Source organism: Sphingobacterium corticibacter, assembly GCF_003076635.1.
Lineage (GTDB): Bacteria > Bacteroidota > Bacteroidia > Sphingobacteriales > Sphingobacteriaceae > Sphingobacterium > Sphingobacterium corticibacter.
In genome coordinates, this window is the sequence record NZ_QDKG01000008.1 from 70,567 (window position 1) to 90,134 (window position 19,568).

Annotated in this window: 18 protein-coding genes; 6 read left to right on the top strand and 12 right to left on the bottom strand. The window is 39.2% G+C overall.

What is annotated here, in order from left to right; translation table 11 throughout:
• From DC487_RS16285 to DC487_RS16305, 5 genes are all read left to right on the top strand, one after another.
• Positions 1-333 carry a helix-turn-helix domain-containing protein gene (locus tag DC487_RS16285; RefSeq protein WP_207774450.1) on the top strand — a complete coding sequence of 111 codons (333 nt, stop codon included), beginning with the start codon at positions 1-3 and terminating at the stop codon, positions 331-333.
• The gene (locus tag DC487_RS16290; protein ID WP_116777038.1) at positions 326-1,981 is read left to right on the top strand and encodes an Eco57I restriction-modification methylase domain-containing protein; all 1,656 of its coding nucleotides are present in this window, start codon (positions 326-328) and stop codon (positions 1,979-1,981) included. Before DC487_RS16285 ends, DC487_RS16290 begins: the two co-directional genes overlap by 8 nt.
• Position 1,982: 1 nt before the next feature.
• The gene (locus tag DC487_RS16295; RefSeq protein WP_116777039.1) at positions 1,983-4,733 is read left to right on the top strand and encodes a BpuSI family type II restriction endonuclease; all 2,751 of its coding nucleotides are present in this window, start codon (positions 1,983-1,985) and stop codon (positions 4,731-4,733) included.
• Positions 4,730-5,905 carry a DNA cytosine methyltransferase gene (locus DC487_RS16300; RefSeq protein ID WP_116777040.1) on the top strand — a complete coding sequence of 392 codons (1,176 nt, stop codon included), beginning with the start codon at positions 4,730-4,732 and terminating at the stop codon, positions 5,903-5,905. Before DC487_RS16295 ends, DC487_RS16300 begins: the two co-directional genes overlap by 4 nt.
• A gap of 343 nt (positions 5,906-6,248) precedes the next feature.
• Positions 6,249-6,506 (top strand): hypothetical protein, encoded by a 258-nt coding sequence (locus DC487_RS16305; RefSeq protein ID WP_116777041.1) that lies wholly within the window; start codon positions 6,249-6,251, stop codon positions 6,504-6,506.
• A 48-nt stretch (positions 6,507-6,554) separates the two neighbouring features.
• On the opposite strand, the gene DC487_RS16310 is transcribed toward DC487_RS16305, so the two are convergent.
• The 3 genes from DC487_RS16310 to DC487_RS16320 are packed head-to-tail and all read right to left on the bottom strand — an operon-like array spanning position 6,555 to position 9,911.
• Positions 6,555-7,745 carry a glycosyltransferase family 4 protein gene (locus DC487_RS16310; protein ID WP_116777042.1) on the bottom strand — a complete coding sequence of 397 codons (1,191 nt, stop codon included), beginning with the start codon at positions 7,743-7,745 and terminating at the stop codon, positions 6,555-6,557.
• Positions 7,738-8,736, bottom strand: a complete 999-nt coding sequence (locus DC487_RS16315; protein ID WP_116777043.1) for a lysylphosphatidylglycerol synthase transmembrane domain-containing protein — start codon at positions 8,734-8,736, stop codon at positions 7,738-7,740. The genes DC487_RS16310 and DC487_RS16315 overlap by 8 nt, the downstream gene beginning before the upstream one ends.
• Complete coding sequence (locus DC487_RS16320) at positions 8,736-9,911, bottom strand: glycosyltransferase family 4 protein (protein ID WP_116777044.1); 1,176 nt, start codon at positions 9,909-9,911, stop codon at positions 8,736-8,738. The genes DC487_RS16315 and DC487_RS16320 overlap by 1 nt, the downstream gene beginning before the upstream one ends.
• 203 nt (positions 9,912-10,114) lie before the next feature.
• Between DC487_RS16320 and DC487_RS16325 the strand changes: the two genes are divergently transcribed.
• The gene (locus DC487_RS16325) at positions 10,115-11,098 is read left to right on the top strand and encodes an endonuclease/exonuclease/phosphatase family protein (protein ID WP_116777045.1); all 984 of its coding nucleotides are present in this window, start codon (positions 10,115-10,117) and stop codon (positions 11,096-11,098) included.
• Here the strand turns inward: DC487_RS16325 and DC487_RS16330 are convergent.
• From DC487_RS16330 to purB, 9 genes are all read right to left on the bottom strand, one after another.
• Positions 11,095-12,285, bottom strand: coding sequence for an aspartate aminotransferase family protein (locus tag DC487_RS16330; protein ID WP_207774452.1), 1,191 nt, complete (start codon positions 12,283-12,285; stop codon positions 11,095-11,097). The two genes, DC487_RS16325 and DC487_RS16330, sit on opposite strands and share 4 nt — an antisense overlap.
• A 52-nt stretch (positions 12,286-12,337) precedes the next feature.
• On the bottom strand, positions 12,338-12,754 hold the full coding sequence (locus DC487_RS16335) for a hypothetical protein (RefSeq protein ID WP_116777046.1): 417 nt from the start codon (positions 12,752-12,754) through the stop codon (positions 12,338-12,340).
• Positions 12,754-13,536 carry a hypothetical protein gene (locus DC487_RS16340; protein WP_116777047.1) on the bottom strand — a complete coding sequence of 261 codons (783 nt, stop codon included), beginning with the start codon at positions 13,534-13,536 and terminating at the stop codon, positions 12,754-12,756. The genes DC487_RS16335 and DC487_RS16340 overlap by 1 nt, the downstream gene beginning before the upstream one ends.
• 34 nt (positions 13,537-13,570) lie before the next feature.
• Entirely contained in the window at positions 13,571-14,116 is a 546-nt protein-coding gene (locus tag DC487_RS16345) for an RNA polymerase sigma factor (RefSeq protein ID WP_116777048.1), read from the bottom strand.
• A 3-nt stretch (positions 14,117-14,119) separates the two neighbouring features.
• On the bottom strand, positions 14,120-15,073 hold the full coding sequence (locus tag DC487_RS16350; protein WP_116777049.1) for a transketolase family protein: 954 nt from the start codon (positions 15,071-15,073) through the stop codon (positions 14,120-14,122).
• 60 nt (positions 15,074-15,133) lie between these two features.
• Positions 15,134-15,982, bottom strand: coding sequence for a transketolase (locus DC487_RS16355; RefSeq protein WP_116777050.1), 849 nt, complete (start codon positions 15,980-15,982; stop codon positions 15,134-15,136).
• Between the two features lie 183 nt (positions 15,983-16,165).
• Positions 16,166-17,257 carry a formylglycine-generating enzyme family protein gene (locus DC487_RS16360; protein WP_116777051.1) on the bottom strand — a complete coding sequence of 364 codons (1,092 nt, stop codon included), beginning with the start codon at positions 17,255-17,257 and terminating at the stop codon, positions 16,166-16,168.
• Positions 17,258-17,501: 244 nt separating this feature from the next.
• Complete coding sequence (locus DC487_RS16365; RefSeq protein ID WP_116777052.1) at positions 17,502-18,056, bottom strand: NifU family protein; 555 nt, start codon at positions 18,054-18,056, stop codon at positions 17,502-17,504.
• A gap of 60 nt (positions 18,057-18,116) precedes the next feature.
• Entirely contained in the window at positions 18,117-19,481 is a 1,365-nt protein-coding gene (gene purB / locus DC487_RS16370) for an adenylosuccinate lyase (protein ID WP_116777053.1), read from the bottom strand.
• Positions 19,482-19,568 lie beyond the last annotated feature (87 nt).

Sequence of the window (19,568 nt, forward strand, 5' to 3'; positions counted from 1 at the left end):
TTGACCAAAATTAGACAAGTACATAAAGAAGCAATGACACTTGGGCAGAAAATAAGAGAATTGAGAGAACAAGCTGGTCTTAAACAAAGAGAGCTTGCATATCAACTTGGAATTGGAGAAGGTTTTCTAAGCAAAGTTGAGAATGACCAGAAACCCTTAAAAAGAGAAGATTTAACAAAATTGAATGAACTCTTTAAAACGCCAATCAAAGAACTTGAATCATTGTGGCTTGCTAACAAGGTTTACTCGATTGTTAGAGATGAAGAGTCCGCTTTATCAGCATTGAAAGTAGCCGAGGAACAAGTAAAATATAAAAATCTTAAAAATGCTTAATTCAGTCTGTGAGCCATACAAAGAATTAGAAGAGGTTGTACAAACCTTCGAAGAACAGTTGGAATTATTTTTTTCAAAGGAATTCGAAACAAAATCTAACGATCCTAAACAAGATGAAAATTTAGGACAAGTTTTTACGTCTGCAATTCTTGCCAAGTTTATGATTGGTTTATTGAAAGACACATTAAAACCAAATTCTTTTATACTTGATCCTTGCATCGGACCAAACACTTTTTTTAAAGCAATGACTGAAGACTTTTCTAAATGCAATTTAAAAGGAATTGAAATTGACAATAACTTAATCACTGTAGAAACAACGAAGTTTTACGAAAGCCCAAATAGAAGTTTAATTCAGGGTAGCTTCTTTGATTTTCCAGTTAGCGAAAAGTTTGATCTAGTTATCCAAAACCCCCCTTACGTAAGGCAAGAACTATTAACAGATGGGGCAAATTCAAAAGAAAGCATCAGATACAATGTATCTTCACTGTTATCAACTATTCCATCACAATCAAATTTATATATCTACTTTTTATTGAAGTCCATTTTGCATTTAAAGAATGGGGGTGTAATGATTGCCGTGATATATGACAGTTGGCTTTACAGTAGTTTTGGAAAATTTTTAAAAGAGTCTTTCCTAAAACTTGGAAGATTAGAAAGTATTTATCATTTTAAAAAAAGTGCCTTTGATAATGTAGAAATAGGTGCAACTGTGATAAAATTTGTAAAAGATAAGAACCATAAGAAATCTATATCATATTATTCCCTGAATGATTTGAACGATTTAAGAACTTATAATGGCTTAAATGTAAACTGTATAAAACTAAAACAGCAGGAATTACTGACTTATAGTTTCAATAATCACAGTATAATCAATTTTAAATCCAGCCTATTTAGAGAGCTTAAATCAATTGTTTCACAACCAATCCAGAGAGGAACATCGGCAGTAGTAAATAACCATTTTATTTTCTCAAAAAATGAGCTTCCCGAACTAAAACCAATTGTCAAAGATGTTTCACAAATTAAAACCTATACTGTAAACAAAGAGAATGCTTATATTTTAGCTATAAATGGATCAATCTCCAATGAAACTAAAAAGTATTTAGAATCAGTCAAGAATGAAATCTTAAAAACGCCTGCACAAAAATTTGTAGCTGTTAAAAGAGATATTGGAACTAAAATAGATTGGTATAAAATAAATTTAAAAGCAACAGGCAATTTTATTTTCAACTATTATTTAAGAAACAATATTGATTTCATTTATAACCCTAACAAATTTTTATCTTCTGATAATTTTTATATTCTCAATATAAAGGACAATGAATTAGCTAATCTTGCAATTTTAAACTCCTCTTTTACTAGATTGAATACGCTAAGCAACTCAAGAAGTCAGGGAAATGGTTTGAGAAAAATACAGCTTTACGAATTTAAAGAGGTGAAAGTATTTGACGTAAATAAACTTTCTGAGCAGACCGTAAATAAATTGAATTTACTTGGAAAAGAATTGATGAAGGCTAGCAGATATGATAACGGACAAATGTATATAATTAAAAAAATTGATTTGGTGCTAATTGACGAATACAATGAAAAAAACAGCTCATCATTAGCGATTGATGATCTAAATAATGAAATAAAAGAATACTTGAATTAAAATGATAAACCTTTGGTATAACTCTGATGAAGTTACTGGATTTCATCCTGTCGTTGAAAGTGCTATTAATAATGCAATCATAAATTGTGGTTACGATTCTGTGATGGAATTAGTGCATCATCCTGCCATTCCAAATAGCACAATCATACCTGACTTTGCAATTAAGTTAAAATCTTCAAATAGATATATTTTTGTTATCGAAGTAAAAAAAACAGCAAGAGATGTTACATCTCAAAGATTTCAAAATCAATCAAGGTCTTATGTGTCTGATTTCTCGCCTTATTGGGAACCAAATTATCCGAAGTATTTTTGTTTGACAAATATTGAGGAATTAATCTTGTTTGCAGACCGTCAAGGTCCTATTTCAACTTGCATACTAAAAGGAAATCCAAAATCACACACTCGTTTTAATCCTCAAAATCGAGATGCAACGCAAACAAGTATTGAGTTCCAATCAACTATTGAACAAATTTTGCCAATAATTTATAACCGAATACAACCCGATTGGGAAAACAATTGGCAACCTATAATTGATACGTTTGTTCAGAATTATCAAAGTGTGAGTAACAGTTTAGCTTTAAGTAAGGACTTGGCAGATGAAATCTCACTTTATGAATTTTTCAGATTATTGGCTTTTGCATATTTAAAAGATTATTACAATCAAACGAATAATCCAAATCAAAGTTTTTTCCGAACTTTTCCACTTGACAATGATAATCTACAAACTTTCATTACCAAACTAACCAATAACTACAATCGTGTATTACAGTTAGATTTTAATCAAGTATTTTCTAATCACCCGAACTCAACCGATAGAATTTTTCCTGAAAATTTTAGTTCTTCGATTATTCAATACTTCAAAAATACAATTCACGCTTTAAACAGTTATAGCTCACAAGCAGTTTCTGACAATCCTTTGCCTGAATATATTTTCAATTTATTGACTTCAAAAGTTTATGACAAAAATACACTTCATAAGAAAGGAAAAATAATGTCTGATACGGAGTTGTCAATTTTATTGGCAACTGTAACTATTATAAATGAAAATTCAACTGTAATCGACCCTTGTTCTGGAGATGGTGCATTATTAGATGCTGCATACGATTATTTGAATATTTTAAGCCTTTCAAATACCGTAACTAAATCTCATAATCAACTACTAAATCAAGTTAATGGTATTGAAATTGACCCTTTTTTAGCTCAATTAGCTACTTTTCGGCTTGTTTCAAAAAATCTTTCTGGTGTAAATAATTCCACCAATGCAAATATTATTACTGGAAATGCTTTTACAAATCCAAATATCGCTGGTTATGATGTTTTGTTGATGAATCCTCCTTTTCTAAGAAATGATAATCCTGATGCACCAATAACAATTGCAGATAAAGCTTTGATGAATAATGCAATAACAACCAATGGACAAACAAATTTCGTTACACTTGCATCACAACCTAATCTATACTTTTATTTCGTGAATTATTCTTGGCATTACTTAAACTCCCAAGGTAAGGCTGGATTGATTTTAATGGCTAAATTCTTAAACAATGAAGAAGGCGAGCATTTAAAGCAATTTATTTTAGACAAGGTTGAATCTGTTATTTTATACCCAAGAAATTATTTTGAAGATTTTAAAGTAACAACTGTAATTACTGTTTTAAGCAAACAGCCATCTAATCAGATAAAATTTTTGAGAATTATCGATTCTGATTTACTATCTCGGCCTAATGATATAAAAGCAATACTTACCTCTACCAATAATACCGTTGTAAATGCAAATTATACATTAAAAGTTACAGATAGGAATATTGACCCGTCAGCAAATTGGAAGATGTTTTTCAATGACCCTACTGATAAATTTCAAACTTTGGATTCACTTTCATTTTTAGAGCCATTAGATACTTTTTTTGTAAACAAAAGACGTGGAGGAGCAGAAAATAGCGGTGGTTCTGCAATAATCTTTCCTGATTTTAACCAATCGCCTTACTCAGGAATTATAAATTCAAATAAAGGGTATGGAATTAAAAACAGCAGAAGTGCCCGAAGATTAATCTTAGAACAAACGAATTTAGAAGAAGAACCTGCAATCCATTTCCCTGCTCAATACGATGACAGTACACCAAATGGATTAACCGCTAATCATCAAGCAGATAGTTCACTCAATTCAATATTTTCAACTAATAATACAGCGAATTCAGCCAAGTGGAAACAAATTGTAAATGCGGCATTCAGAAATAAGGTTTCATTTGATATTCTTATTCCTAGAGCTGAAAGAACTAAACACACTTGTTATTACAATCCTTTTTCGACACCAGTAGTTCTTTCTACTAATTTCTTTTATCTCTCTGGATTTCAAAATGGGAATTCCGATACTTTAATCTCGAGCGAAAGCCAGATTAAGTTTATCACAGCCTTCTTAAATTCTTGTTTTGGTCAAATTCAATTTGAAATTCATTCCAATAATCAAGAGGGTTTAAGAAAATTGGAAGGTTTTCATATTAATGAATTAAAAGTTCCTGACTTGAGACAACTAACAAAAGTTGAAATTGATTCTGTTGTAACTGCTTTTGAAAATTTCAACAATTTAAATGTATCAGTAAGCGGAGATGAAGGTTTAACTACACCAAGAAGATTATTAGATGAAGAGGTTTCAAAAATTATTTTTTCCAAGAATAATTTAGGGTTTAATTCAAGTACAGAGATGACCACCTTTTTTGAACTATTTTTAGCTGACCTAGTAGAAGACAGAAGATTATGAAAAAAAATAAGACTAAAGTAATAGGTTTATTTTCAGGATGCGGAGGTTTAGATTTAGGTTTTAAACAGGCTGGCTATGAAGTAATTTGGGCAAATGATATTTTAAAGGATGCTTGTGATACTTACAAATTGAACATCGGAGACCATATAGTAAATGAAGATATTACAAAAATTGATTTAAACACAATTCCAAGTGCTGACATTATAATTGGTGGTCCGCCTTGTCAAGGTTTTTCAGGAATTGGGAAAAGAGACCCTAACGATGATAGGTCTTCATTGGTATATTCCTATTTAGATGTTGTAAATAAAGTTCAACCGAAAATATTCCTTTTTGAGAATGTAACAGGCATTAAATCTTCTAAAGCTGTTGACGGCTCAAAAGTAATTGACAATTTAAAAAAAGCATTTGAGGATATTGGGTATCACATAAATATTTATACTCTGAATGCTGCTGATTATGGTGTTCCTCAACGAAGAAAAAGAGTATTTATAATTGGCAACAAAATGGGAATTGATATTTCTGCACCTTCTCAAACTCATTTTGAGAATGAAGAAGGAAAAAATAAATGGATTACATCTTTTGAAGCAATATCGGATTTAGATTCTCCAACAGAAAACGGAGAAACCAAATACAAACACCAACCAAATAATCCATATCAGGCTTTAATGCGTAGAAATGCAAAAAACACAACTTTGCATATAATTCCTTATTCTAGTCCAACTGATAAAGAGATTATTAGTCACGTAAAACCAGGAGGTAATTATATGGATATCCCTGATAGTGTTTCAACAAAAAGAATTATGTATTTCAAGAGTACAGGTGGAAGAACAACAACTTATGGTAGACTTGATCCTGAAAAACCTAATTATACTATAAATACTCACTTCAATCGTCCTAATATTGGCTGTAATATCCATTATGAAGAAGATAGAATGATTACTATTCGTGAAGGTTTAAGATTTCAGTCATTTCCTGATGATTTCCAGCTGGTTTCAAAGACTCAAAGAAATTATTATGTGCAAGTTGGAAATGCAGTTCCTCCTTTATTATCTAAAGCTTGGGCTGAGCATTTATTATCTTATATAGTAGACACTCCTCCCATTATAAAATCAGTAAAGATTACTAAATCTTCAAATAAGATATTACAAAAACCAGAGCTTGTTAAGGATTAACGTTTGCTTTCTTCACAATTAAATTCATTTAATTGTGAAGAATAGGTAATTTCTATTCAACTTCTGATGTCTAAAAATAAATAGAATTGATACATTATTTTTTATATTTTTGTATTGAGCGAACGGAAACACGTTGAGAAGCAAAGCAATAAGCACCGTTACCAAATCGTTACCTGACTTTTTTGATAATCTTTATAAAAGCTTAGTATTCAAACGATACAGCTTTTTCCTGAAAACTTTAAAATAAAAAACGGAACTATACAACGATATTTTTGAAATTTATTTTCAATCGGATGCAGACTTTCGTACATTTGTGACGTATTTAAAAGAGATCAACAATTTTATGGAAAATACAGTGTTTGAAAGGCCGGCAAAGACGACCGACAATAATGCAAATCGTACAGAATATTATGTAACCCTGACCTTCGCCATCATCATTGGTTTGATCGGTGTTTTTATCCGTTTTGTACCTGATGTGATTGTAGCGCTAGATCAGTTTGGATCTTTGTTCTCTTGGATTGCCAATATTGCTATCGTTATCGCGTCGCTTATCGCTTTCAAAATCGTTTTTGAAATCTTAGGCTTCGGAAAGAATAAGTAAACCACTTAATCTTATCAGATATTCAAACTCCTGATCGTTTATATGCGTTCAGGAGTTTTTTGTTACCTGCTCTTCAAGCAGTGAACAGAAGATGCCGAAGTATCCTTCCGCCATTTTGTCCCAGCTAAACTGTGCCAAGGTGTAATCACGAAACTGTTTGCGTAGCGTTGGAATATCTTGCGTGTTATTATCCAAGCGAGCGAGGCTTTCTATCCAGGCAGCGGGATTTCCCGATTTGACCAAAAATCCATTTTTCTCATGTTGAATGGCGTCTGTAATACCTTCGATTTCGGCCGCGAATACGATGGCGCCGTTACTACTGGCTTCCAGACAGACCAAGCCAAATCCTTCCATATCGCCAGGTACAGAAATATTGGGCATCATAAAGGCCATCGCTTCGCTCAAAACAATTTGAAGCGCATCTGCCGAAATTTTGCCTAAATAACTTGCTCTTGCCGAATAGGCAGGATGTTGCAGCAAAGTTCTCAACGCTTGCAGATCGGAAGGGTGACCAAGAAACAGCATCAACAGATGCCGCCATCGCGCAGGGATAATGCTAAATAGTCGTTCTTGGGCGGAAATATTCGGCATAAAAGGACCAATCACCAATACATGATACTTCGGATCTAGGTGCGGAAGTACATCCTTGATAAACCATGAAAACCCTTTTCGCTTCACCGGCCTGCCGAGTAGCACCAAGTATTGCTTTCCAAGTGGTACCTGATGCTTTTGCAATAGCGCATCGAGTTTTCCCACAGTTCTTTCGTTCGACCATTCATGGTCAATACCGTTCTTGACAACTTGTACCCGACGGCTGTCTACGCCGCGAGCTACAATCTCTTGCGCGGTAGCTTGGCTCACGGCAATAATTTGATCGAAACGATTGAATCGAGGAAGAATCTTACGCTGATAAAAACCTAAAGGAAATACCACATCCAAGCCGTGTACCGTGACCACTTTTTTCAAATGATCGTATCCGCTGTGGTATAGTGCTAGGCTGGCGATTAGTCCATCATTAAAATGAATAATACGAATTTCTGGATGATGGTGTACCAAGTCTAGGATTCGTCTATTTAATTTCCAGAAAAATTGAATAATGGATTCTGATCCTTCATAGACCAATGCATACACCTTTGCATATTGATGCATGCGCGTGATCAATTCGTAGCTTTGCTTTTCCATCCCGCCGGTACTTGGTGGGTATTTATGACTTACGAACAGAACGGAAAATTTACTCATGGACGGCGTATGGAGGTTTGATCTGTTTGCTAAAAAAGAAATAAGCGATGCAGCCTATGAGAGCCCACACCAATTGTCGGAATCTGCGTAGTAACGAAATACTTAACCAGATGACTCCACTTTGTACACCGATGGCGGCGAGTACCACCTTGTTCCCAAATTCTTCTACCCCAATTTGACCGGGAATAAATGCTCCTACGCTCTTGATTAGGATCACACCCATATCCATCAGAACTGCTTGCATTATCGCGATATCTATTCCCAAAAATGATAAGATCAGAAAAAATTCCAGACTGCCTACAACCCAGTGCATCAAGGCAAGAGAATAGGATAAGAAAAATGCTTTCCGATCTGCTCTAACAGTTGTTTTTAAATCGGATAATGTCAGCAGCATTTTGTTTTTAAATCGATCAATTCTACTAGTTGCTGCGGCTTCTTGTACCAGAGAAGGTGTCGCATCATACGGACGATAGATCCAGTAGAATAATCCGATCTGTACCGTACATAGCAAGAATAGCAAGATATATAGTGCTGGTCGTGTATTTGTCATCCAGTCCGTTTCTCCAGTTTGATATAGCAGCCAGATGAGTGCGATAGTCGCTAATAATATTTGAGATAATATCATCGTCATACGGGCGGATACGACCGAGTTCACGGCCGAACGTTCGCTGATTTGGTATTTCTGCAGATAATATACTTTGGTCAGATCTCCACCGACTATACTGGTAGGATTAAAAAGCCCGACTGTCTCCCCAACTTGTCGGATGAAGAACAACCGAAAGGTATTTATTTTTTTTGAGCCGTCGGCCAATAGCACTTGCCACGATAAGGTGCCCAGGTAGTAGGCGAATGCCGTAAGCGGAAAAACTAGCAAAGTACGAAATCCTACTACCGATAACGTGCCGAAGACGGATCTGAAATCTGTTTGATACAGGAACAGTACCATGCAAAAACAGACTGTGATAATGATGATATACTTGATAATATGCATTAACTAGCTTTTCCTATCCATTTAGCCTCTTTTTTACCGGCCAATTGCGCTACATCATCAAAGTATCGATTCGCCAACGTGTCCCAGTTCAGTTGTTGCACTGTTGCCAATCCGTTAGCACGGATCTGGCCATGCAATTCCGGATCTTCTAAGAGTTTCCTGATGTAGCGTAGATATTCTTCTGGATTCATCGGGTCGCATTTAAACCCGTCTATTCCGTGTGAAACTAAGTCGGCACTGCCACCACCATTAGCAATCACACAGGGTAAACCAGAAGCCATTGCTTCGGTGACCACGTTGCCATAGGTTTCTGAGATCGATGGGAAAACAAATATATCGGCCGATGCGTATAAAGTAGCTAAAGCTTCGTGATGTTGCTTGCCCAAAAAGTAAGCATAAGGCATTTGCCGCTGCATATCTTTCATGGCTGGCCCATCGCCAGCAATAATTAGATTATATGGTAGTGATTGCGTATCAATTAGACAGGCCAAGCTTATCAGTGCTTGTACGTTTTTCTCCCAGACTAGTCGACTGGCGAACAAGATATTTTTACGATTATTCCCCGTTACCTTCTGGATAAATTTACAATCACGATGTGCCGGGTTAAACAGCTTTACATTGATACCGCGTTGCCATAGCTTCATGTGTTTTGGATTGATGCCAATCTGTTCTAAGCTGCGCAGCATACTTGGAGTGGGCACATAAATCTTATCACAGCTATTGTAAAAACGGAGCATCGCTCCAGCCATCCAATTCATGACGGGTTTTACCAAAAAAGGCAAATTCTTAAAGTAATAGGGGATGTAAGCTAAGAAATGAGTGTGATAAATGCTGATCACCGGAATATTTCTTTTTTGCGCGTAGCGCAATGCAAAGAAGCCCAATGCCGATGGCGTGGTGATGTGAATAACATCAGGAGCAAACTCATCTAGTTGGGTGTAAAGATGCTGTTTCGTCAAAGCAGGTAGTGCCAGAGAATAATCGTCATTGACTGGAAGGCGTAATCGCGGAGTTTTTACAGATTTGAAATCTCTAAATTGCTCCGGGCCATTCCCATAGACGAATAGATAAGAGAACTCGTTCCGGTCTATGCGGTCGATGAGCTGAAAAAATGTACGAGCGGCTCCATCAAAGTCTTTGATCAGGATCTCTGCAAATAGCGCAACTTTTATCATAGGCTGTAAGCGTATTTTATAAATCTACCTTCTGAATATTACTTGTAGATGTTGCTAGTGTTAAACTTTAATGAATAAACTATTCGCGGTAGTTTATTGTTAGTATATTAGAGGGTGGTAAATTAAGTGAAATATTAACAGCAAATTAGTATAAAAGTCATATGAGTTTTATCACTTTGGTAATAGAACAACACCTTAAAGTCATGACATGGACGAGTGTTTTTATTCCGTACGAGCGTTGGCGCCTCATCGTGGGTATTTTGCTCATTTTTGGTATTATGATTTGGTACATGGTGAATTACAAGCGTGCAACCGCGCGGAATACCTACGTGTACAGTGTGCAGCACGAATTGACAGATGCACATGCAGGCAGCCTCAATTTGTTGACTTATAATATTGCTGGATTGCCCCAAGTGATCTCAAGTGCCAAGACGCCTCGTGCCGAAAGTATTCGTGCGATTGGATTAAAAGTCGATCAGTTTGATCTGATCAATGTACAAGAGGATTTTCACTACAACGTGGATCTCTATCAATATAATCAGCATCCTTTCCGTACGGAGACCAAAGGCAAAGTGCCTTTTGGAGATGGACTGAATACGCTGTCCAAATATCCGATAATGGAAATTCGTCGTGTTCCTTGGCTACACTGTAGTGGTACAGATTGCCTTACGCCTAAAGGTTTTGCTTACATGCGCGTACAACTTGCTAAAGACGTATTTCTCGATTTATACAATATGCATGCTACTGCACATACTAATAAAGCCGCTCTCCAAGCGCGAAGACATAATATGGAGCAGCTGGCAGCATATATCAATACGCATTCGGAAGGCAATCCACTAATCGTGATGGGCGATTTCAATGCGCATTATGCTTTTATGGGAGATAACATTCATGATTTCAAAAAGAAAACAGGTGTGGTCGATCCTTGGGTCGATTTTTTTCTGGAGGGTAAAATACCAGAGCCTTATGCCGACTTTATGATTCCACACAAGTTGGAGCTAAAGCCCGAGGTAGAATCAATCGACAAGATATTATATCGCCACGGAAAGGATGTAAAATTAATTCCTAAAAGCTATGCTATCGAAGATGATTTGTTTTCGACTGATGATGGCGAACACCTAAGCGATCACTTGGCTATATCGTTAAAGTTAGATTGGGAATTTATTGGTCATAATTCTAAAAATTAGCCAATAACCTCGCGTATTCCAGCTAGAATCACAGCGCAGGCTTGATCTATCTCTGCTTCCGATATGGTGAGCGGTGGCGCTAATCGAAGTGCCGTTTCGCAATGCAAATACCAATCAATCATCACACCTCGTGCTGCACAATAGTTGCTCACACCATAGACCTGATCGAATGTTTCCAGTTGCAGGCACATCATCAATCCGAGTCCGCGGATTTCTTTAACTTGAGGAATATCTAATGCTTTTCTAAAGCGATCCGCTTTAGCAGCTACCTGCTCTACTAATTTTTCCTCTTGAATCACTGACAAGGAAGCAAGCGCTGCAGCACAGCTTACGGGATGCCCACCGAAGGTGGTAATATGACCCAACATGGGATTGTCTTTAAAAACGTCCATCATGTGTTTGGGTGCGACGAATGCGCCTAAAGGCATGCCGCCTCCAATTCCTTTTGCTAGCATTAATACATCGGGAACCATACCAAAGTGCTCAAAGGCAAACATTTTTCCGGTGCGGCCGAATCCCGTTTGGATTTCATCAAAGATGAGCAATGTACCCATTTCGGTACATTTTGCGCGGAGCGCCTGCATATATGCTGCCGTTGGTACACGTACACCAGCCTCGCCTTGTATCGGCTCGATAATGACGGCGGCAGTCTCTGTTGTTATCAAATCAAGATCAGCAATCGCACCAAAATCGATGAAAGATATTTCAGGAAGGAGTGGAGCATACGCATGATGATAATCTTCATTGCCAATTAAGCTCAACGCACCTTGGGTACTTCCGTGATAGGCCTTGCGAGCCGCGATGATTTGCCTTCTACCGGTAAATTTCTTCGCGAGTTTCATGGCGCCTTCTACCGACTCGGCGCCGGAGTTGGTAAGGTACACGGAGCCAAAAGAGGAAGGTAGACAAGACAAGAGTTCAGTCGCAAAGTGCACTTGCGGCGCTTGAACAAATTCGCCATATACCGTGACATGTAGGTATTTGTCTAATTGTCTTTGAATCGCTTCGATCACTTTCGGATGCCGATGGCCTATATTGCTCACATTGAAACCTGATACCAGATCCATGTATTGCTGCCCATCAGGGCCATAAAGATAGATCCCTTCCGCTTTAGCGATTTCTACTAACCGAGGTGAATTGGAAGTCTGTGCCGTATTACGGAGGAAAAGTTCTCTATTGCTGATCATAGTTGCAAAGGTACATGCCCTAAAACAAAGAAAGAAGCTTTGGAGCTTCTTTCTATCTATTTTGTCGGCTTTGCCATTCTCGGTAAAGCATATCTTTGAACTCTTGCTCTACCATAAAAAATTGCGATGCTCGCGCAGCACCAATTACTTCAGCAAATTTGTTGCGATATTGTTTCTTCAACTCCACTTCTTTACTATCGAACTCGATCATATCGCTATTCTGATGTTCGTGCTGATGAGATCGTAGGTTAGATTTGGCAGATTTTATGTTCTGCATACTTTTACTATACTGATTGTAGAGCGGGAAAAAACGCTGCGCTTCTGATGTCGTGATGTTCAGATGCTTGGTAATATAAGCTATCTTTTGGTTTTCAATCTTCTCAAAACGATCGTCGCTCTGAGCTGTAGCGGTCAACAGCATACTACAGGATACGAATAAGGTCAATAAAATTTGATTCAAACGGATCATTATAACATGTGTTTTATATAAGCTTCTAAATCTTTGTCTTCCAGTTCTGAGCAGCGCACTTCATCCTCATCTTGTTCTTGGTCACTAGCATAGATATAATCTACGTAATAATGCAAATCATCGCTATCATTATTAGAAGCAATATAATCGACTAACTCATCATCCGATATGGCAGACAAGGAGGTCTCTGCAACAGCGGTCTGCACAACAGGTGACGTTGCTTCATCAGAATTTTGCCCAAAATATGCACCAATAGATAATACGCATAGCAAACAAGCTGCTGCTGCGGTATATTTGATCCACGGCCGGATAGAAATTACCTTAGCCGGTTCGGGATTATTTTCCAGAGCAGAAGATTCGCTGGCAATACGTTCTTTGATTCGAGTACTCAAAGAATCGAAGTACTGGCTGTCCACTTGGAAAGTGTTCTCTTTATGCGTACCAACGAGCGTGTCAAGTTTTACAGCGGATGAGATTTGCTGTTCTGCCTCGGCAAAATAGTCCGCGGGGATATCAAAACCAGATGCTTTTCTCTCTGATAAAATTTCTTCTAAAGAAATGCGTAGTTTGATTTGTTCGGAAAGATCTTCGAAATAGGTGGGAGAAATACTGGAGTCAGACAACGGTACATCATCTCCGACAAAAGGTAATTGGCATACACGCTTGATATGTGCAGCGGCTTCTTCAAAGTAATCGGAGGGCACCGTGAAGGGGTTTACAGCACGGAAATCGGGAAGTTCTCCTCCTTCAAGATTGTCGTCGTATGTGTTGATTTCCTTCATAATAAGTCTATAGAGTGAACCGCTTCGAAAAGGTTTAATCGTTTGATCGAAAAAAAAGTTCTATTTTCTTCACCGCTAAATGGTATGACGCTTTAAGCGCCCCTACGCTAGTCCCCACAATCTCTGATATTTCTTCGTATTTAAGATCTTCGAAATATTTCATATTAAATACCAAGCGTTGTTTCTCTGGCAATTTAAGCAAGGCTTGTTGCAACTTCATCTGTGCCACATCCCCATTGAAGTAAGAGGAAGCAGTCAGCGTGCTCGACAGGTAGGACGAGTCCTCTTCATCTAACGAGACATGTTGTCTCTGCTTCTTCTTATTCAAAAAGGTGATACATTCATTCGTGGCAATACGATAAAGCCACGTGTATAGTTGGGAATCTTCTCTAAACTTTTCCAAATTGCGCCATACCTTCACAAAAACATCTTGCACCACATCGTCAGCATCGTCATGATCGATAACCATACGGCGTACGTGCCAATATATTTTCTGTTGGTATTTTTTGAGTAGCAGATTGAAGGCTTCTTCTCTCGTATTCTCGTTGGCAAACTTGGCTATTATTAGATCGTCTTCCATATATTATTTACGCGTTATTACTTTGCGTGCAGCGGCAACAATCGCAGCAGCGTTCAGGCCATACTTATCCATCAATTCGTCTGGTTTGCCTGATTCGCCAAAGCTATCATCCACTGCTACGTATTCCTGTGGACTCGGTAATTGGCGTGCCAATACTTGTGCAACGCTATCACCTAGGCCGCCTAGTCTATTGTGCTCTTCTGCTGTCACGACACACTTAGTTTTCGCGACAGAAGCCAAGATCGCTTCTTCGTCCAAAGGTTTGATGGTGTGAATATTGATAATCTCTGCCGAAATACCCAATTTTTCCAATTCTTCACCGGCTTGGATTGCTTCCCATACCAAGTGTCCGGTAGCGACGATAGTCACATCCGTACCTTCGTTCAGCATGACTGCTTTTCCAATGACGAATTCTTGATCTGCAGGCGTAAAGTTTGGCACGACGGGACGGCCAAAACGCAAATAGGTAGGTCCCACATGATCTACCAACGCTAATGTAGCCGCTTTTGTTTGGTTGAAGTCACAAGTGTTGATCACCGTCATGCCTGGCAACATTTTCATCAAACCAATATCTTCTAGTATCTGGTGCGTTGCTCCGTCTTCTCCCAAGGTTAATCCGGCATGTGAAGCACAGATCTTCACGTTTTTGCCCGAATAGGCAATAGATTGACGAATCTGATCGTAGACGCGGCCGGTAGAGAAATTAGCAAATGTTCCCGTGAAAGGAATCTTGTCACCAATGGTCAATCCCGCAGCGATCCCCATCATATTAGCCTCAGCGATACCGATTTGAAAGAATCGCTCTGGAAATTCTTTGATGAAATCATTCATCTTCAACGAACCAATAAGGTCGGCACATAGTGCCACTACGTTTTCGTTCTTTTTTCCCGCTTCCAAAAGACCTGCGCCAAAGCCCGAACGTGTATCCTTTGATTCTGTATATGTGTATTTTTTCATGTCTTCTTTACTGTTCTGATTTGTTTAGTGATCCGATAGATAATAGTCGTATTGTATCGACTAGTAATCGCCTAACGTTTCTGGATTTTGCGCCAAAGCCGAAGCTAATTGTTCGTCATTAGGTGCTACACCATGCCATTTGTGCGATCCCATCATGAAATCTACGCCATATCCCATGCCTGTGTGCAACAAGATCATCACTGGCTTGCCTTGGCCCGAGCGTGATTTTGCTTCGTCCAATCCTGAGATGATTGATGCCATATCGTTTCCTTTTTCGATGTCCAACACATCCCAACCAAATGCTTCCCATTTAGCACGAAGATCGCCTAAACTCAATACATCTTTGGTCGCGCCATCGATCTGTGCGCCATTGTAGTCGACTGCCGCAATGACGTTGTCCATCTTGTTGTGTGCCGCGTACATGGCCGCTTCCCAGACTTGTCCTTCTTGTAGTTCACCATCGCCCAGCAACACGTATACTGTTTGCGCATCTTTATCTAATTTTTTCGCTTGTGCCGCACCAATCGCTACCGAAAGACCTTGGCCTAAAGAACCAGAAGCGATGCGAATACCTGGTAAATGCTCATGCGTAGTTGGGTGGCCTTGCAAACGAGAGTTAATCTGTCTGAAAGTAGCCAACTCCGATGCAGGGAAATAACCTGCACGCGCTAGCGTGCTGTAGAATACCGGAGAAATATGCCCGTTTGACAGGAAAAATAAATCTTCGCCAGCCGCGTTAAAATTGAACGAAGGATCATGCTTCATGGCATGAAAATACAAAGCAACGAAATAATCGGTACAGCCCAACGATCCACCCGGATGACCGGATTGACAAGAATGAACCATACGCACGATGTCGCGCCTTACTTGGGATGCAATTTGTTCTAACTTAGTGATATCTGCACTCATTATGTATCAGGTTTTATCAAAATTTCCCTAATATACTCAATTTGAAAGAGTATTTAAATGAAATGTCAAAAACAGATTGTTTATTTCAGTGCATTTTTGCAGATCAGTAAATCGCTATTGTACGGTGCATTTTAGCATCTCTACAATAGATCCTGCTGTTATTTTGGTAATAAATTCAGATGATTAATCATTTTTTAAAACTAATTCATGCTCTGGGAGATTAGTCACATCGCTGACGCAGCGAAACCCCGTATGATTTGTCGTACTATTGACTTCGCCTTTACCGCGGGCACCTGCTTTGTAGCGTTCGCAATAGTGATCATTACATAAGAAAGAGCCGCCGCGCTGTACCCGCTTTACGGCAAGGGCCTCTTGTGGATCGTAGGAAGATTTTGGCCCTATTGGATTGGAAGTTTGCGTCGGATCATAGCTCGGTTGGTAAAAATCAGAACACCATTCCCATACATTTCCCGACATATCGTAGAGTCCGTAGCCATTAGATGGGAACGAGCCAACTGGTGCTGTGCCTACGTAGCCATCTTCTGTAGTGTTTTGCGAAGGGAATATTCCTTGGAAAATATTGGCCTGCCATTTACCGTCTATTTTCAGATCATTGCCCCAGTAGTATTCGGCGGTGGAGTCAGCGCCTCCTCTTGCCGCATATTCCCACTCGGCTTCCGTTGGCAATCGCTTGCCAGCCCATTTCGCATAGGATTCGGCATCTTCATACGCTACGTGCACTACCGGATGATTTTCGCGGCCAATGAGGTTGCTCTCTGGCCCTTCCGGATGCTGCCAAGATGCAGATGGCACAAATTGCCACCATTGTAAGGGATTTCGTAATCCTACTATTTCTTCAGATGGGCTAAATACGGCAGAACCGGGAATGAGTAAATTAGGATCTACCCCTTCAAAATCGTCGGGATCTAGCGCACGTTCGGCTACCGTAATATAGCCAGTTGCTTCTACAAAACGGGCAAATTGTGCATTAGTAACCTCGTGTGTATCGATCCAAAAATCGGATATGGTTACATCGCGCACTATTTGCGCATCGGGAAATCGGCTGCTTCCCATCGAGAATCTGCCTCCTTGGATAAGTACCATCCCAGACTTTTGTACTACCACGGAATCTTGTTGTACTACGCGTTCACGCTGCGCGAAAAGCGCTGCGCGCGATACGATGTTTTCGGTGCAACAAGAGGGTAGTTCTTGTGCATGAAGTGGTGCTGCGATTAGGAAGGTAATCAGCGTTAGCTGAATGCATTGTTTCAACATTCGCATACTTTTGTCATTGGTAAAATAATTCTTAACTTTTATAAGGTTGCTTATTTTGTTATGAGCAAATATATATCTTTAGAGCGATGAATGATTTTGTATTTGGATAATATTGTCTATTCATCCTTACTAGCTTAGAATAGTATACGGCAATTTACAAGAAGATAGTCTACGCCTTACATCTTACAAAACGAAAAAGGGCATGATTCTATCGCACCATGCCCTTTCATTATCTTGAAAATACTTACATCGCTTCTGCTACCACTTCTTCTACGTCAGGCACCATTCTTTTCAATAAGCCTTCAATACCCGCTTTTAGCGTAATGGTAGACGATGGGCAACCACTGCAAGAACCGCGAAGCTCTACCGTTACCGTGCCATTTTCAAAAGATTTGTAAGCAATCGCTCCACCATCTTGCTCTACAGCAGGGCGTACATAATCGTGCAATACTTGTTGTATCTTCACTTCCGTTTCCGTGCCTTCGAAAGATACATTCTCATCGGCAACCACTTCCTGAACCTTCAATTCTGATTCCACAGCGCCCTTTACGAAATCCTTCAACAAGGCCTCGATATCGCTCCAGTCAGCGTCGTCGGTTTTCGTAATCGTCACAAAGTTACTAGCGAAAAATACACCGTTCACGAAGTTGAATTTGAACAATTCTCTCGCAAAAGGAGAAGCTTGCGCTTTTTCCTGATCTGGAAAATCCACACTGCCGTTGATCAATAACTTATTGACCAAGAACTTCATGGTCGCTGGGTTAGGAGTTGTTTCTGTATATACGTTTATTGTAGCCATGGTAATTTCAAATGAATATAACTTTTACAAATATACGTGATGCAAGTTTGACACACGTCATTAATCCGTAAAACCTGTCGCCTTTACCCCAATGTAGTTGCTTGGCGAGATCGCGATCAACTCTTGTTTTACATCCTCTGATACGTTTAGATTTTGCACGAATTCGGCGATTGTATCTTGCGTAATATGTGTATTCGTGCGCGTCAAATCTTTCAATGCTTCGTACGGTTTTGGATAGCCTTCACGACGAAGAATCGTCTGAATCGCCTCTGCCACGACTGCCCAATTGTTTTCTAGATCTTTGGCCAGTGCATCTTGATTCAAGATCAATTTTCGCAATCCGCGCAAGGTAGATTTGAAAGCGATCAAGGTGTGTCCAAATGGTACACCAATATTGCGCAATACCGTAGAATCTGTCAAATCGCGCTGCAATCTAGAGATGGGTAACTTAGCTGCCAAGTGCTCAAAAATCGCATTGGCAATGCCTAGATTTCCTTCTGCATTTTCAAAGTCAATTGGATTAACTTTATGCGGCATCGCCGACGAACCAATCTGTCCGGCTGTGATTTTCTGTTTGAAATAATCAATAGAAATATAAGACCACACATCTCTACACAAGTCGATCAAAATATTGTTGATACGCTTCAAGGCATCACAGCTTGCTGCAAAATTATCGTAATGCTCGATCTGTGTCGTCGTTTGTGAACGCGTTAAACCCAAGTTTTCCTGCACGAACTGATTACCAAAGGCTACCCAGTTTTGAGCTGGATAGGCCACCGTATGTGCATTGAAATTTCCGGTGGCGCCGCCAAATTTTGCGGCATGAGGTACTTGAGCCAATAATTCCAATTGTTTTTCCAAGCGTTCTACAAAAACAAAAACTTCTTTACCCAATGTAGTTGGAGAAGCCGGTTGCCCGTGCGTACGCGCCAACATGGGAATATCGCGCCATTCTGTGGCTAAACCTTTCAATTCATTCACCAATTCCTGTACAGTTGGTAGGTATACTTCTTCCAAAGCCGCTTTCCAAGAATAGGGGATCGCCGTATTATTAATATCTTGCGAAGTAAGGCCGAAGTGGATAAACTCCAATGAATCATGCAAGCCCAACAATTCGAATTTATGCTTCAAGAAATACTCTACCGCCTTTACGTCGTGGTTGGTCACCTTTTCGGTGTCCTTAATCCATTGCGCATCCTCTAAACTAAAATTCTGATAAATCTCACGAAGTTTTTCATTTAGGCTGCCATCCAAATGTGCCATTTGTGGAATACCAGAAGTGCTAAGGGCAATAAAATATTCTACTTCAACTAGTACGCGGTATTTAATCAGCGCAAATTCGGAGAAATAGGCAGAAAGCTCGTTTGTCGTATGGTAATACCTGCCATCGATAGGAGTGACAGCAGTTAAAGGGGATAATGTCATGATAAACTATATTTTGGGACTCAAAAATACAAAATTGCCCCTAGTTCAACAAGCACTATTTAAGGTTGGTCATAAACAACAAAGGCC

Coding starts and splice junctions, on each gene's coding strand:
- DC487_RS16290 (WP_116777038.1), top strand. CDS start 326: ATGCTTAATTCAGTCTGTGAGCCATACAAAGAATTAGAAGAGGTTGTA.
- DC487_RS16295 (WP_116777039.1), top strand. CDS start 1,983: ATGATAAACCTTTGGTATAACTCTGATGAAGTTACTGGATTTCATCCT.
- DC487_RS16300 (WP_116777040.1), top strand. CDS start 4,730: ATGAAAAAAAATAAGACTAAAGTAATAGGTTTATTTTCAGGATGCGGA.
- DC487_RS16305 (WP_116777041.1), top strand. CDS start 6,249: ATGGAAAATACAGTGTTTGAAAGGCCGGCAAAGACGACCGACAATAAT.
- DC487_RS16310 (WP_116777042.1), bottom strand. CDS start 7,745: ATGAGTAAATTTTCCGTTCTGTTCGTAAGTCATAAATACCCACCAAGT.
- DC487_RS16315 (WP_116777043.1), bottom strand. CDS start 8,736: ATGCATATTATCAAGTATATCATCATTATCACAGTCTGTTTTTGCATG.
- DC487_RS16320 (WP_116777044.1), bottom strand. CDS start 9,911: ATGATAAAAGTTGCGCTATTTGCAGAGATCCTGATCAAAGACTTTGAT.
- DC487_RS16325 (WP_116777045.1), top strand. CDS start 10,115: ATGACATGGACGAGTGTTTTTATTCCGTACGAGCGTTGGCGCCTCATC.
- DC487_RS16330 (WP_207774452.1), bottom strand. CDS start 12,285: ATGATCAGCAATAGAGAACTTTTCCTCCGTAATACGGCACAGACTTCC.
- DC487_RS16335 (WP_116777046.1), bottom strand. CDS start 12,754: ATGATCCGTTTGAATCAAATTTTATTGACCTTATTCGTATCCTGTAGT.
- DC487_RS16340 (WP_116777047.1), bottom strand. CDS start 13,536: ATGAAGGAAATCAACACATACGACGACAATCTTGAAGGAGGAGAACTT.
- DC487_RS16345 (WP_116777048.1), bottom strand. CDS start 14,116: ATGGAAGACGATCTAATAATAGCCAAGTTTGCCAACGAGAATACGAGA.
- DC487_RS16350 (WP_116777049.1), bottom strand. CDS start 15,073: ATGAAAAAATACACATATACAGAATCAAAGGATACACGTTCGGGCTTT.
- DC487_RS16355 (WP_116777050.1), bottom strand. CDS start 15,982: ATGAGTGCAGATATCACTAAGTTAGAACAAATTGCATCCCAAGTAAGG.
- DC487_RS16360 (WP_116777051.1), bottom strand. CDS start 17,257: ATGTTGAAACAATGCATTCAGCTAACGCTGATTACCTTCCTAATCGCA.
- DC487_RS16365 (WP_116777052.1), bottom strand. CDS start 18,056: ATGGCTACAATAAACGTATATACAGAAACAACTCCTAACCCAGCGACC.
- purB (WP_116777053.1), bottom strand. CDS start 19,481: ATGACATTATCCCCTTTAACTGCTGTCACTCCTATCGATGGCAGGTAT.